We start from the raw sequence: 12998 nt of genomic DNA, 5'->3' as shown, positions 1-12998 counted from the left end.
TTGGACAAACTGATTATTGAAGGCGGCGTGCCGCTGCATGGCGAAGTGGTGATTTCTGGCGCCAAAAATGCCGCGTTGCCGATTTTATGTGCCGGTCTGCTGGCAGAAACCCCTTTTACCTTAACCGGTGTGCCTGAGTTACGCGACGTCGCGTCGACACTCGAGTTGCTGGACACCATGGGTGTGAAAGTCAGCAAAGAAGGCGATCAGGTCACGCTGGATGCCAGCGACGTGGCTTCGTTTGAAGCGACCTATGAAATGGTGAAAACCATGCGCGCCTCCATTCTGGTACTGGGCCCGTTGCTGGCCCGTTTCGGCACGGCGCGTGTTTCTCTGCCAGGTGGCTGTGCGATCGGCTCGCGGCCGGTAGATTTGCATATCAAGGGGCTGCAAGCCATGGGCGCTGCCATGCATATTACGCATGGTTATATCCAGGCCAGCACCTTGCACTTGCCAAACCGCCGTTTGCAAGGCGCCAAGTACTATATGGATATGGTCACTGTCACCGGCACCGAGAACCTGATGATGGCGGCTGCGCTGGCGCAAGGCACTACCGTGCTGGAGAACGCTGCCAAGGAACCTGAGGTCGTTGACCTGGCAGAATGCCTGAATAAAATGGGCGCCAAGATCACTGGTGCGGGTACCGATACCATTACGATTGAGGGCGTGGAGCGCCTGACCGGTGCGCAGCACCATGTGGTGTGTGACCGAATTGAAGCAGGCACTTATATGGTGGCTGCTGCGATGACAGGTGGCGAAGTGACTTTGAAAAATGCCCGCGCTGACTTGCTGGAAGCAGTGATTGAAAAGCTGCGTGAAGCCGGGGCGAATATCAGTCATGACAGCCATAGCATCACAGTCAAAAGTACTGGCAAATTGAAAGCGGTCAATGTGCGTACGGCACCGCACCCGGCTTTCCCCACCGATATGCAGGCGCAATTTATGGCCATGAATACGGTGGCAGAAGGCGTGTGTACGGTGATCGAAACCATTTTCGAAAACCGCTTTATGCATGTGCAAGAACTGCAGCGCATGGGCGCCAATATTGATGTGCAGGGTAATACTGCCATGGTGCAAGGGGTTTCCGCGCTGGAAGGTGCCAATGTGATGGCGACTGATTTACGTGCGTCTGCTGGACTGGTGTTAGCCGGTTTGGTGGCAGATGGCGAAACGGTGATTGACCGCATTTATCATCTGGACCGCGGTTACGAAAAGCTGGAAGAGAAACTGAATCAACTGGGCGCCAAAGTGCGCAGATCGAATTAATCATGATTACTATTGCACTCAGCAAAGGGCGCATTTTTGAGGAAACCACGCCGCTGTTAGCGGCCGCTGGCATACAGGCGCTGGAGGATCCCGAATCTTCGCGTAAGCTGATTTTGCCCACCAATCGCGCAGATGTGCGTCTGATTATTGTGCGTGCAACCGATGTACCCACTTATGTGCAATATGGGGCAGCGGATTTGGGCATCGCTGGCAAGGATGTGCTGGATGAGCATGGCGGCGAAGGTTTGTACCAGCCGCTGGACCTCAATATCGCGCGTTGCAAAATGATGGTGGCGGTGCGTGAGGATTTCGATTACGAAGCCAGCATCCGTCAGGGCGCGCGCCTGAAAGTGGTTACCAAATATGTGAAAACGGCACGTGAGCATTTTGCCGCCAAAGGCATGCATGTGGATTTGATTAAGTTGTATGGTTCCATGGAACTGGGCCCGTTGGTGGGGCTGGCGGATGCGATTGTCGACCTGGTCAGCACGGGCGGCACCTTGCGTGCCAACAAGCTGAAAGCGGTGGAAGAGGTCGGTGCGATCAGCTCGCGCCTGGTCGTCAATCAGGCTTCTTACAAGGTCAATCGTCCCTTGTTGCAACCGATTATTGACAGTTTTGCCGGTGCTATTCAAAAAAATTAGCCGCTATTCGAAAAGATTAACTGACAGAGATCTATGAAGATTAAACGTTTAAATACGCAGGACGCAGGGTTTGATGCTGAATTAAAAGCGCTGTTAGCTTTTGAAACCGCGCAGGATGACAATATCGACCAGGTAGTTGCCAATATCCTTAAGGATGTGAAAACACGTGGCGATGCAGCGGTACTCGAATACACCAATCGTTTTGATAAAACCAACGCCACCAGTCTGGCGGCGTTGGAAATCCCGCAAGCGGAATTGCATGCAGCCTTAAATGGCTTGCCAGCAGTGCAACGTGAGGCTTTGCAGGCGGCCGCTGACCGCGTGCGCAGCTACCACGAAAAACAAGTGATGCAGTCCTGGCAGTACACTGAAGCCGACGGTACCTTGCTGGGTCAGCAAGTGACCGCGCTGGACCGCGTTGGCCTCTATGTGCCAGGCGGCAAGGCGGCTTATCCTTCGTCGGTACTCATGAATGCGATTCCTGCCAAAGTGGCTGGCGTGCAAGAGTTGGTGATGGTGGTGCCGACGCCTAATGGGGAGAAGAATCCATTGGTATTGGCCGCCGCCGCTGTGTGTGGTGTGGATCGCGTGTTCTGTGTCGGTGGTGCGCAAGCGGTAGGCGCATTGGCCTACGGCACGCAGACCGTGCCGCAAGTGGATAAAATTGTCGGCCCAGGCAATGCCTATGTGGCTGCCGCCAAGCGCCGTGTATTTGGCGTGGTTGGCATTGATATGGTGGCCGGTCCGTCAGAAATTCTGGTTATCAGTGATGGCCAGAGCAATCCAGACTGGACAGCGATGGATTTGTTCAGCCAGGCCGAGCATGATGAATTGGCGCAAGCGATTTTGCTGTCACCAAGTGCTGAGTTTCTTGACCAGGTGCAGGCGAGTATTGAGCGCCAGGTTGGCGAAATGCCACGTCAGGATATTATCCGCACTTCATTACAAAACCGTGGCGCCTTGATTCAGGTGAAAGATTTGGCCGAAGCGGCTGAGATTTGTAACTTCATTGCCCCTGAACACCTGGAGTTGTCTATGGATGATGCCTTGGCATTCAGCAAACATATCAAACACGCCGGGGCGATTTTTATGGGGCGTGATACCTGTGAAGCGCTGGGCGATTATTGTGCCGGGCCTAACCATGTATTGCCAACCTCACGTACCGCGCGTTTCAGTTCGCCATTGGGAGTGTATGACTTTCAGAAGCGTTCCAGCCTGATTATGGTGTCATCCGCCGGGGCGCAAACACTGGGCAAGATTGCCGCCACTCTCGCGTATGGCGAAGGCTTGCAGGCGCACGCCCGCAGTGCTGAATATCGCTTGAAATAACTGGTTGAATTTAAGAGTAATGTCATGAGTCAATATTGGAGTAAGCTGGTACACAGTCTGACCCCTTATGTGCCGGGTGAGCAGCCCAAGCTGCAAAACCTGGTTAAGCTGAATACCAATGAGAACCCTTATGGGCCTAGCCCAAAAGTGATTGCCGCGTTGCAGGCGGAGGCCGCTGACAGTTTGCGTTTGTACCCGGATCCGGATTCCAGCCGCCTGAAAGCAGCGATTGCCGAATATCATGGTTTGCAAGCCAATCAGGTGTTTGTGGGTAATGGCTCGGACGAAGTGTTGGCGCATGTGTTTCAGGCCTTGCTCAAGCACGATCAGCCACTGCTTTACCCGGATATTACTTATAGTTTCTACCCGGTTTATTGCGGTCTTTACGGCATTGACTTTGAAACCGTGCCATTGAATACACGATTTGAGATTGCGATTGACGATTACTTGCGCCCCAATGGCGGCATTATCTTCCCTAATCCCAATGCGCCAACCGGAATCCCAGTGGCGCTGAGCGAGATTGAGCGTCTATTAAAAGCCAATACGCAATCCGTGGTAGTGATTGATGAAGCCTATGTTGACTTTGGTACAGAGTCAGCCGTTTCTTTGGTGAATCAATATCCTAATGTGCTGGTCACGCATACTTACTCAAAATCGCGTTCTTTGGCGGGCTTACGGGTGGGTTATGCTGTAGGGAATGCAGCGTTGATTGAGGCTTTGATTCGTGTAAAGGATAGTTTCAACTCGTATCCGATAGACCGCTTTGCGGAAGCGGGCGCCATTGCCGCCTTGCAAGACGAAGCCTATTTTCAGCAAGCCCGCCAGCAAGTGATCGCTGCGCGTGATCAATTGGTGCTTGATTTGCAAGGCTTGGGGTTCGAAGTGTTGCCATCTGGCGCCAACTTTATTTTTGCGCGCCATCCAAAATACGCGGGAGAGCAATTGGCCGCGAGCTTACGTGAACAGGCGGTGATTGTACGCCACTTTAAAAAACCGGCACGTATCACCGACTTTTTGCGCATTACCATAGGCAACACATCTCAAAATCAGGCCTTGATGCAGGCATTGCAATCTATCGTGCAGGCTTGATGTCGTTAAAATCAAAGTATCTGCCGTAATCTGCCTGCTAATGGGCTGCAAATGGTTGTATCGTGACTTAAAAAAAATCGTCGCAATATTGTCATTTTTTTGAAAATACGGTTATGATGCACGCTATTGTACATAATGTGCAGTGAGGGTTGCGTTTGCATAATTGCTGCGCATTGATTCATTGGATTTAAAATAGAGCAAACTCGGAGGAAGAAAAATGGCACAAACCCAGATGGCATTGGACTCATTGGATTTCGACGCAACGATCGCTTTGGCAGCTAAAGTTGCTCCACACGTTGATATTCTGGAAATTGGTACCCCTTGTATCAAACACAACGGTATCGAATTGTTGAAAGCATTGCGTTCAAAATTCCCTAATAACAAAATTCTGGTTGACCTGAAAACCATGGATGCTGGCTTTTACGAAGCTGAGCCATTCTACAAAGCTGGTGCTGATATTTGTACCGTTTTGGGTACTGCAGATATCGGTACGATCAAAGGCGTAATCGACGCTGCCAACAAGTATGGCAAAGAAGCGCAAATCGACCTGATCAACGTTAAAGATAAAAAAGCCCGTACGCTGGAAGTGGTTAAATTGGGTGCACACATTATTGGTGTTCACACTGGTTTGGACCAACAAGCGGCTGGTCAAACACCATTTGCTGACCTGGGTCTGGTATCCGGTCTGAAAACAGGTGCTAAAGTGTCTGTTGCTGGCGGTGTTAAAGCTGCAACCACTAAACAAGTAGTTGATGCTGGTGCTGATATCGTAGTTGCCGGTGCGGCTATCTACGGTGCTGCTGACCCAGCAGCCGCTGCAACTGAAATCACCAAGATCGCTCACGGTGCTGGTACTGCCACTAAAGGCGGTAACAAGTTGCTGCCATGGATCATTGCTGCAGTTGCTGCTGTATTGGTATTCTCTCTGTTGGGCAAAAAATCTGAAGAAGCTGCACCTGCTGCTGAAGCACCAGCTGCTGAAGAAGTTGCTCCAGCTGACGCGGCACCTGCTGCTGAAGCGCCAGCTGCCGAAGAAGCTGCTCCAGCTGAAGCTGCGCCTGCTGCAGAAGCTGCACCAGCCACTGAAGAAGCTAAATAATCGACTGCTATCCTTACGGATCGCTTTTTGATTTGAAAAAGCAGCCCATCTGGGCTGCTTTTTTGTTTTTCATGACAGCTTTTTGCCAGTGTGGCAGGACTTGCTGTAAAATGAACGCAATATTTGCAAACTCTCTGTGATCACCTTTCCTCTCTTATATGTCACGTCAAGCTGAAGTCACGCGTAATACGCTAGAAACACAAATTACCGTCTCGATTAACCTCGATGGCACCGGCCAATCAGACTTGCACAGCGGTTTGGGCTTTTTAGACCACATGCTGGATCAGATTGCCCGTCACGGCATGATTGATTTAAAGATTCATGCCAACGGTGACTTGCATATCGATGCACATCACACGGTTGAAGACATTGGCATCACGCTCGGTCAGGCGTTTACCAAAGCCTTGGGTGATAAAAAAGGCTTGACCCGCTACGGTCATAGTTATGTGCCACTGGACGAGGCCTTGAGCCGTGTGGCGCTGGATCTGTCTGGCCGCCCGGGTTTGGCGTTTGATTGCACCTTCACGCGCGCCATGATCGGCGAGTTTGATGTGGACCTGATTCATGAATTCTTCCAGGGCTTTGTCAATCATGCACTGGTGACACTGCATATTGATAACCTCAAGGGTCATAATGCCCATCATCAGGCAGAGACCATATTCAAAGCTTTTGGTCGTGCGCTGCGTATCGCCGCGACCCCAGATCCACGTATGGCAGGATTGATGCCATCTACCAAGGGTGCGTTATAACGCCTGATTGCTAACCATGAGTCGCTTGCAAGTTGCCATTGTTGATTATGGCATGGGTAATTTAAGATCGGTGGCCAACGCTTTTAAAGCGGTGGCCCCTTCCATTTCTGTCGCCGTCACCAGCGATCCTGAGCAGATTGCACAGGCGGAGCGCGTGGTGTTTCCTGGACAAGGTGCGATGCCGGATTGTATCCGTGAGCTCGATGCACGTCATTTACGTCAGGCGGTGATCGATGCGACACAACAAAAACCGTTTTTAGGTATTTGCATCGGTTTACAGATGCTATTTGAGCATTCGGAAGAGGGTGATGTGCCTGGTTTGGGTGTCTACCGCGGTGAAGTGAAGCGCTTTCCTGCAGACAAAATGCATGATGAGCAAGGTGCTAAACTGAAAGTGCCGCATATGGGCTGGAGTCAGGTGCATCAAACACAGGCCCATGCTCTGTGGTCTGAAATCCCGGATCAGGCGCGCTTTTATTATGTGCACAGTTATTATGTCGCACCGGAAGAGATTGCGTTAACCGCTGCCACGACGGCTTATCCGTTCGATTACACCGGGGCGATTGCGCGTGATAATGTGTTTGCCGTACAGTTTCACCCGGAAAAGAGCGCCAATGCAGGCTTGCAACTTTTGCGTAATTTTGTAAACTGGAAACCCTAAACGGATTTTCAGTCGTTTTAGTCACTACTCGTTATTTATCTATTGAAAACAACATGTTAATTATTCCAGCAATTGATTTGAAAGATGGCCACTGCGTCCGTTTGAAGCAGGGCCTGATGGAAGAGTCCACAGTATTTTCCGAAGACCCGGGCGCTATGGCACGGCATTGGGTAGATAAAGGCGGTAAACGTTTGCACCTGGTAGATTTGAACGGTGCGTTTGCCGGAAAACCCGTCAACGAAGATGCGATCAAGTCTATTGTCGCCGCCGTGGGTGGGGATATCCCTATCCAGTTGGGTGGTGGCATTCGTGACCTCGACACGATCGAGCGTTACCTGGATGACGGTATCGGTTATGTCATTATCGGCACGGCTGCGGTTAAAAACCCAGGTTTCTTGCACGAAGCCTGCTACGCCTTCCCTGGCCAGATTATGGTCGGCCTGGATGCCAAGGATGGCAAAGTCGCTGTCGATGGCTGGTCCAAATTGACTGGTCACGACGTCATTGACCTGGCGAAAAAGTTTGAAGACTACGGCGTGGAAAGTATTGTCTATACAGACATTGGCCGCGATGGCATGCTGACGGGTGTCAATATTGAAGCCACGGTTGCGCTGGCGCAGGCATTAACCATCCCTGTCATCGCCAGTGGCGGTGTTACTAATCTGGATGACGTACGTAAACTGTGTGCGGTGCAGGATGAGGGCATTATCGGTACTATCACTGGCCGAGCTATTTATGAAGGCACGCTCGACTTCGCGGCAGCACAACAGTTGGCTGATCAGCTGAGCGGTCAATAATGGGCTGTGCCAAACGCATTATTCCTTGCCTGGATGTCACTGATGGCCGTGTGGTCAAAGGGGTGAATTTTCTAGAGTTGCGCGATGCCGGTGATCCGGTCGAAATCGCGCAACGCTACAATGATCAAGGCGCTGATGAGCTGACTTTTCTGGATATTACTGCCAGCTCTGATAACCGCGACCTGATCTTGCATATTATCGAGCGTGTTGCCGAGCAGATATTTATCCCTCTGACGGTTGGTGGTGGCGTGCGTAAGGTGGAAGATGTTCGCAGGTTGTTGAATGCGGGTGCGGATAAAGTCAGCATCAATACCACGGCAGTGCTCAATCCGCAGGTGGTTGAAGATGCGGCCAGCCGCTTCGGTTCGCAATGTATCGTGGTGGCGATTGATGCCAAAAAGGTAGATAACCAGCCGTTTGAGTGGGAAGTGTTCACGCATGGTGGCCGCAATCCCACTGGCTTGGATGCCGTAAAGTGGGCGCAAAAAATGGTCAGCCTGGGCGCGGGCGAATTGCTGGTGACCAGCATGGATCGCGATGGCACTAAAATTGGCTTCAATAACCCGCTCAATAAGGCGATTAGTGATGCCGTCGATGTCCCATTGATTGCCTCTGGCGGCGTTGGTAATTTGCAGCACCTGGTGGATGGCGTGACGATGGGGGGCGCCGATGCGGTGTTGGCAGCAAGTATTTTTCACTATGGTGAATTCACAGTACAACAGGCCAAAGACTATATGCGTGAACACGGACTGGAAGTGCGATGAGCTGGCTGGATCAAGTCGCCTGGACTGCTGACGGCCTGGTGCCTGTGATTGCACAGGAAAAAGACACTGGCAAAATCCTGATGTTTGCCTGGATGAATCGCGAAGCTTTACAGCTGACGCGCGATACCGGGCATGCGGTGTATTTCTCCCGTTCGCGCAATAAATTGTGGCATAAGGGTGAAGAGTCCGGCCACACGCAAATCGTGCATGATATCCGCCTTGATTGCGACGACGACGTCGTCTTAATTACTGTCGAACAACTGGGCGGGATTGCTTGTCATACTGGTCGACACAATTGCTTTTTCCAGCAATTGCAAGACGATGCCTGGGTCACGGTAGAGCCGGTGATCAAAGATCCGAAAGCGATTTACCATGAGTGATGTCTTGAATCGACTGTCCGAATTGATGGAGCAGCGTAAAACCGCCGACCCATCATCTTCTTACGTCGCCAAACTCTATGCCAAAGGCATGGACAGCATCCTGAAAAAAATAGGCGAAGAAGCGACTGAAACCGTGATTGCGGCCAAGGGCGGTAAAGCTGAAGAAATTATTTATGAAACTGCCGATTTATGGTTTCATACCTTGGTGATGTTGAGTCATGCCGGACTCAGTGCGCAGGACGTGCTGGATGAGCTGGCGCGCCGTGAAGGCTTATCTGGCATTGCAGAGAAAGCGAGCAGAACTGAATGAGTGCGGATTGTATTTTTTGCAAAATCGCTGCTGGCAATATTCCGTCTAAAACAATTTATGAGGACGAAGATGTCATTGTGTTCCATGATATTCGTCCCTTGGCCAAAACGCATTTCCTGATTGTGCCGAAAGCACACATCGAAACACTGAAAGACTGTACAGCCGAGCATCAGGCGTTGTTGGGCAAGATGATGTTGTTAGCGGCCAAACTGGCGGCCGAACAAGGCCTGGTTGGATATAAAACGGTGATGAATGTGGGTCGTGAAGGCGGTCAGGAAGTGTTTCATATTCATCTGCACGTGTTTGGCGGCGGCGCAGTTGCTTAGTACCACCAGACAAGATAAAGGAGATTACCATGGGTTCATTTAGTTTGTGGCATTGGCTGATTGTATTGTTGATTGTGGTGTTGGTATTTGGCACCAAGAAGCTGCGTAATATTGGCGGTGATGTCGGCGGTGCGGTGAATGAATTTAAAAAAGCCGTTAATGAAGGCAAGGCGGAGTCTAAGCCTGAAGAGTTGTCTGACAAAAACAAATAAGTGCTTACGCATTGTGTTTGATATTTCATTCTCAGAATTGCTGGTCATTGCTTTGGTTGCCCTGGTAGTTATCGGGCCGGAAAAGTTGCCAAAAGTCGCCCGCACTGCGGGCGCTTTTTTTGGTCGTTTGCAGCGCTTCGTCACGCAAGTGAAGGACGAAGTGAATCGCGAAACGCGTTTTGCTGAACTGCAAACGCTGCAGCAAGAAGTGCAGTCCGGCTTGCGGCAAGGCTATGATGAGATTGAGCAAAGCATTCTGCCGCCGGTGATGGCTGAAGCGGCGGCGAATAAAACGCCGGTGAGCGAAGCAGTTGAGGCGACCGTGGTCGATGTTGTCACGGTCAAAAAACCACGCAAGCCGCGTCAGCGTAAGCCTGTTGCGAATACTGAGGAAACAATTACCGAAGTCGCTCAACTAGCGGCAGAGCATGGCGAGCATAAATTGCTGGATGCCGATCCGCAGGCGGAGTTGTTTGCTGTCGCCGCGGAAGATCAGAAGAAGCCGCGCCGTCCGCGCAATGCCGCCAAGAAAAATGACGATACAGCGCCAGTGTCTGAACACAAACCGCTTGCTTAAGCCGTTCCGGATTTCCCTTCTATCATGACGCCGACCGAAAGTTTTATCTCCCACCTGATCGAATTGCGCCATCGTTTGTTGCGAGCGATTGTCGGGTGGCTGGTGGCGTTTGCTGCCTTGTTCCCTTTTGCCGATCGATTGTATAGCTTGCTGGCGGCACCGTTGCTGGCCAAATTGCCACAAGGCGCACAAATGATCGCGACCGCAGTCACCACGCCGTTTTTTGTGCCGATGAAAGTCACCATGCTGACGGCATTCCTGATCGCCTTGCCATGGATGATTTATCAATGCTGGGCTTTTGTTGCGCCTGGTTTATATGCACATGAAAAGCGATTGATCCGCCCCTTGCTGGCATCGGCAGTGGCTTTGTTTTTTATCGGCATGGCCTTTGCCTATTTTGTGGTGTTTCCTGTCGTGTTCAGCTTTTTGGTGGGTAGCGCACCGGCTGGTGTGACGGTGATGACGGACATTGCCGAATATCTTGATTTTGTGATTGGCCTGTTCCTGGCCTTTGGGTTTGCGTTTGAGGTGCCGATTGCTGTGGTGTTGATGGCGCTCATGGGCTGGGTCACGCTGGCACAACTCAAAGAATCACGCTCTTATGTCATCGTGGGTGCTTTTGTACTGGGGGCGATTTTCACGCCACCAGATATCGTTTCCCAGTGTATGTTGGCCATCCCGCTGTGGTTACTCTATGAAATTGGTCTGCTGGTAGTGCGCTGGCTACCGCAACCAGCCGCCAGCGACTCTGCTGTCAACTAAGAGCTATTGCGGGATTTTACTCGGTAGTGGGCGCTTACCTACGACCAATGCAATATTCACTTTCTTGCCGGCGCGTATGATGGATAAGGTGGCTTTTTCGCGTGGCTTGAGCATGGCAATAATATTCAGCATGGACTGACTGTCTGCCACAGGCTTATCATCAATACCCACCAGAATATCGCCAGGACGCAATCCGGCACGATCAGCCGGGCTATCCAGCAACACGCCTGCAATCAGTGAGCCGTTAGCCGTTTTCAGGTTAAATGACTCTGCCAGCTCAGGGGTGATGTCCTGTGCCTCAATCCCGATCCAGCCACGTGTGACCGTGCCGCTGGAGCTGATTTGTTCCATGACCTGTTTGGCAATACTGACCGGAATGGCAAAGCCGATGCCCATGCTGCCGCCGTTGCGCGAATAAATCGCACTGTTGATGCCAATCAGGCTGCCGTTGACGTCTATGAGCGCGCCGCCAGAGTTGCCCGGGTTAATCGAGGCGTCCGTCTGGATAAAGTTTTCAAAGGTATTAATGCCCAAATGGTTGCGGCCCAGCGCACTGATAATGCCTTGGGTCACGGTCTGGCCGACGCCGAACGGGTTGCCAATGGCCAGCACGACATCGCCAACTTTCATTTGGTCACTATTACTAAAGGTAATCGCTGGCAGATTTTTACGGTCAATTTTTAGCACTGCCAGGTCTGTGTCCGGGTCGGTGCCAACCACGGTAGCGGACGATTTGCTGCCATCACTGAGCGCCACTTCAATCTGGTCGGCCGAGCTGATGACGTGGTTGTTGGTCAGGATCAGGCCATCAGCGCTGACAATCACGCCGCTACCCAGGCTGTTTTCTGGCTGCTCGTCCTCTTCTTCCATTTCGTCGCCGAAAAAGTGACGGAACAACGGGTCATTTTTTAAGGCATGGTGAGGATCCTGGCTAATGCGTGCGGTGGTGAATATATTGACCACTGAGGGCATGGCTTTGCTGACCGCTGTACGGTAGCCGTTTTTTGCAATGGCAGCGGTAGTGTTGGTGGCGGCTTGTTTGGTGACCACTGGTTGGCTGGGTTGTGTTAATACGCCGGGATAAAATAACTTCAAGACAAACAAAATGCCCAGACAAACGGTGACGGCTTGTGAGAAGATAGACCAGAGATGTCGCATAATTGCAAAAGTAAGTGAATGTCTTAACAAATGCCTAGTATATATGAGAGTCAGAGATGGAATTGAATCTTCTTGTCACTGAGTTAGCCAATTTTTTACAAGTTGGCAAATTTCAAGATTATTGCCCAAATGGTTTACAGGTAGAAGGTCGGCCGCAAGTCAGGCGTATTGTCAGTGGCGTGACGGCTAGCCAAGCCTTGATTGAGGCGGCGATTGCGGCAGATGCCGATGCGATTCTGGTACACCATGGATACTTTTGGCGCGGTGAGGCTGCAGAGGTGACAGGCCTGAAACGTCAGCGCTTAAAACGCCTGCTGACACATGATCTGAGTCTGTTGGCCTATCATTTGCCGCTGGATGCGCATGCTGAAGTAGGTAATAACGTGCAGCTGGGTAAAGTGTTCGAGTGGTCAATCACACGTTATCTTGATGATAAAAACATGTTGCCTGTGGCTGAGTTGCCACAAGCCATGACGCTCGCGCAGCTGGGTGAGTATGTGAGCACCTGCCTGGGGCGGCAGGCGCAGTTGCTGGGTGATCCGCAAAAACAGGTGCGAACAGTGGCCTGGTGTACGGGGGCTGCGCAATCCTATATCCAGCAGGTGGTGAATGCCGGCGTGGACGTGTTTATCAGTGGTGAGGTCTCGGAGCAAACCTGGCACACCGTGTGCGAAACTGATACGGCTTACATTAGTGCTGGCCATCACGCCACTGAGCGCTATGGCGTGCAGGCCCTGGGGCAATGGATCGCCGAAAAGTATGGCATTGAGCACATTTATGTTGAGCTGGATAACCCAGTTTAGTTGATTAATATCAATGACTTATTGAATTAAATTTGGCTTGTTTCTGCGAAAAATGTATAATCGCGACTCAAG

The 12998-nt window shown here is 51.4% G+C and carries 17 protein-coding genes; 16 read left to right on the top strand and 1 reads right to left on the bottom strand.

Annotated features, from left to right (window positions below; genetic code table 11):
- The 15 genes from murA (at nucleotide 1) to tatC (ending at nucleotide 10965) form a co-directional block, all read left to right on the top strand.
- Entirely contained in the window at nucleotides 1–1266 is a 1266-nt protein-coding gene (murA, locus tag GQ52_RS03265; protein ID WP_019881181.1) for a UDP-N-acetylglucosamine 1-carboxyvinyltransferase, read from the top strand.
- Nucleotides 1267–1268: 2 nt separating this feature from the next.
- Nucleotides 1269–1910, top strand: coding sequence for an ATP phosphoribosyltransferase (hisG, locus tag GQ52_RS03260; RefSeq protein WP_019881182.1), 642 nt, complete (start codon nucleotides 1269–1271; stop codon nucleotides 1908–1910).
- A 33-nt stretch (nucleotides 1911–1943) separates the two neighbouring features.
- Nucleotides 1944–3239, top strand: coding sequence for a histidinol dehydrogenase (hisD, locus tag GQ52_RS03255; RefSeq protein WP_047515067.1), 1296 nt, complete (start codon nucleotides 1944–1946; stop codon nucleotides 3237–3239).
- A gap of 24 nt (nucleotides 3240–3263) precedes the next feature.
- Nucleotides 3264–4328 carry a histidinol-phosphate transaminase gene (gene hisC / locus GQ52_RS03250; RefSeq protein ID WP_047515064.1) on the top strand — a complete coding sequence of 355 codons (1065 nt, stop codon included), beginning with the start codon at nucleotides 3264–3266 and terminating at the stop codon, nucleotides 4326–4328.
- Nucleotides 4329–4545: 217 nt separating this feature from the next.
- Nucleotides 4546–5427 carry a 3-hexulose-6-phosphate synthase gene (hxlA, locus tag GQ52_RS03245; RefSeq protein ID WP_047515062.1) on the top strand — a complete coding sequence of 294 codons (882 nt, stop codon included), beginning with the start codon at nucleotides 4546–4548 and terminating at the stop codon, nucleotides 5425–5427.
- Nucleotides 5428–5585: 158 nt separating this feature from the next.
- Nucleotides 5586–6176, top strand: a complete 591-nt coding sequence (gene hisB, locus GQ52_RS03240) for an imidazoleglycerol-phosphate dehydratase HisB (RefSeq protein WP_019881186.1) — start codon at nucleotides 5586–5588, stop codon at nucleotides 6174–6176.
- A 16-nt stretch (nucleotides 6177–6192) separates the two neighbouring features.
- On the top strand, nucleotides 6193–6837 hold the full coding sequence (gene hisH, locus GQ52_RS03235) for an imidazole glycerol phosphate synthase subunit HisH (RefSeq protein WP_047515059.1): 645 nt from the start codon (nucleotides 6193–6195) through the stop codon (nucleotides 6835–6837).
- Nucleotides 6838–6890: 53 nt separating this feature from the next.
- Nucleotides 6891–7634 (top strand): 1-(5-phosphoribosyl)-5-[(5-phosphoribosylamino)methylideneamino]imidazole-4-carboxamide isomerase, encoded by a 744-nt coding sequence (gene hisA / locus GQ52_RS03230; protein WP_019881188.1) that lies wholly within the window; start codon nucleotides 6891–6893, stop codon nucleotides 7632–7634.
- Complete coding sequence (hisF, locus tag GQ52_RS03225) at nucleotides 7634–8398, top strand: imidazole glycerol phosphate synthase subunit HisF (protein WP_019881189.1); 765 nt, start codon at nucleotides 7634–7636, stop codon at nucleotides 8396–8398. Before hisA ends, hisF begins: the two co-directional genes overlap by 1 nt.
- The gene (hisI, locus tag GQ52_RS03220) at nucleotides 8395–8778 is read left to right on the top strand and encodes a phosphoribosyl-AMP cyclohydrolase (protein ID WP_019881191.1); all 384 of its coding nucleotides are present in this window, start codon (nucleotides 8395–8397) and stop codon (nucleotides 8776–8778) included. The genes hisF and hisI overlap by 4 nt, the downstream gene beginning before the upstream one ends.
- Nucleotides 8771–9088, top strand: a complete 318-nt coding sequence (locus GQ52_RS03215) for a phosphoribosyl-ATP diphosphatase (protein ID WP_019881192.1) — start codon at nucleotides 8771–8773, stop codon at nucleotides 9086–9088. Before hisI ends, GQ52_RS03215 begins: the two co-directional genes overlap by 8 nt.
- Nucleotides 9085–9414 carry a histidine triad nucleotide-binding protein gene (locus GQ52_RS03210; protein ID WP_024930465.1) on the top strand — a complete coding sequence of 110 codons (330 nt, stop codon included), beginning with the start codon at nucleotides 9085–9087 and terminating at the stop codon, nucleotides 9412–9414. Before GQ52_RS03215 ends, GQ52_RS03210 begins: the two co-directional genes overlap by 4 nt.
- 29 nt (nucleotides 9415–9443) lie before the next feature.
- Nucleotides 9444–9626 (top strand): Sec-independent protein translocase subunit TatA, encoded by a 183-nt coding sequence (tatA, locus tag GQ52_RS03205; RefSeq protein ID WP_019881194.1) that lies wholly within the window; start codon nucleotides 9444–9446, stop codon nucleotides 9624–9626.
- A gap of 13 nt (nucleotides 9627–9639) precedes the next feature.
- Nucleotides 9640–10203, top strand: a complete 564-nt coding sequence (gene tatB, locus GQ52_RS03200; protein WP_047515052.1) for a Sec-independent protein translocase protein TatB — start codon at nucleotides 9640–9642, stop codon at nucleotides 10201–10203.
- Between the two features lie 24 nt (nucleotides 10204–10227).
- On the top strand, nucleotides 10228–10965 hold the full coding sequence (gene tatC / locus GQ52_RS03195) for a twin-arginine translocase subunit TatC (protein ID WP_024930467.1): 738 nt from the start codon (nucleotides 10228–10230) through the stop codon (nucleotides 10963–10965).
- 3 nt (nucleotides 10966–10968) lie between these two features.
- On the opposite strand, the gene GQ52_RS03190 is transcribed toward tatC, so the two are convergent.
- Nucleotides 10969–12123, bottom strand: a complete 1155-nt coding sequence (locus GQ52_RS03190) for a S1C family serine protease (protein ID WP_047515049.1) — start codon at nucleotides 12121–12123, stop codon at nucleotides 10969–10971.
- Nucleotides 12124–12179: 56 nt separating this feature from the next.
- Here GQ52_RS03190 and GQ52_RS03185 point away from each other — a divergent pair, with 56 nt between their 5' ends.
- Entirely contained in the window at nucleotides 12180–12926 is a 747-nt protein-coding gene (locus GQ52_RS03185; protein WP_047515046.1) for a Nif3-like dinuclear metal center hexameric protein, read from the top strand.
- Nucleotides 12927–12998 lie beyond the last annotated feature (72 nt).

The organism is Methylophilus sp. Q8, from assembly GCF_000800115.1.
Classification (GTDB): Bacteria; Pseudomonadota; Gammaproteobacteria; order Burkholderiales; family Methylophilaceae; genus Methylophilus.
Note: the sequence above shows the minus strand (reverse complement) of the source record. Positions and strands in the feature narration are given on the sequence as shown.

Coding starts and splice junctions, on each gene's coding strand:
- hisG (WP_019881182.1), top strand. CDS start 1,269: ATGATTACTATTGCACTCAGCAAAGGGCGCATTTTTGAGGAAACCACG.
- hisD (WP_047515067.1), top strand. CDS start 1,944: ATGAAGATTAAACGTTTAAATACGCAGGACGCAGGGTTTGATGCTGAA.
- hisC (WP_047515064.1), top strand. CDS start 3,264: ATGAGTCAATATTGGAGTAAGCTGGTACACAGTCTGACCCCTTATGTG.
- hxlA (WP_047515062.1), top strand. CDS start 4,546: ATGGCACAAACCCAGATGGCATTGGACTCATTGGATTTCGACGCAACG.
- hisB (WP_019881186.1), top strand. CDS start 5,586: ATGTCACGTCAAGCTGAAGTCACGCGTAATACGCTAGAAACACAAATT.
- hisH (WP_047515059.1), top strand. CDS start 6,193: ATGAGTCGCTTGCAAGTTGCCATTGTTGATTATGGCATGGGTAATTTA.
- hisA (WP_019881188.1), top strand. CDS start 6,891: ATGTTAATTATTCCAGCAATTGATTTGAAAGATGGCCACTGCGTCCGT.
- hisF (WP_019881189.1), top strand. CDS start 7,634: ATGGGCTGTGCCAAACGCATTATTCCTTGCCTGGATGTCACTGATGGC.
- hisI (WP_019881191.1), top strand. CDS start 8,395: ATGAGCTGGCTGGATCAAGTCGCCTGGACTGCTGACGGCCTGGTGCCT.
- GQ52_RS03215 (WP_019881192.1), top strand. CDS start 8,771: ATGAGTGATGTCTTGAATCGACTGTCCGAATTGATGGAGCAGCGTAAA.
- GQ52_RS03210 (WP_024930465.1), top strand. CDS start 9,085: ATGAGTGCGGATTGTATTTTTTGCAAAATCGCTGCTGGCAATATTCCG.
- tatA (WP_019881194.1), top strand. CDS start 9,444: ATGGGTTCATTTAGTTTGTGGCATTGGCTGATTGTATTGTTGATTGTG.
- tatC (WP_024930467.1), top strand. CDS start 10,228: ATGACGCCGACCGAAAGTTTTATCTCCCACCTGATCGAATTGCGCCAT.
- GQ52_RS03190 (WP_047515049.1), bottom strand. CDS start 12,123: ATGCGACATCTCTGGTCTATCTTCTCACAAGCCGTCACCGTTTGTCTG.
- GQ52_RS03185 (WP_047515046.1), top strand. CDS start 12,180: ATGGAATTGAATCTTCTTGTCACTGAGTTAGCCAATTTTTTACAAGTT.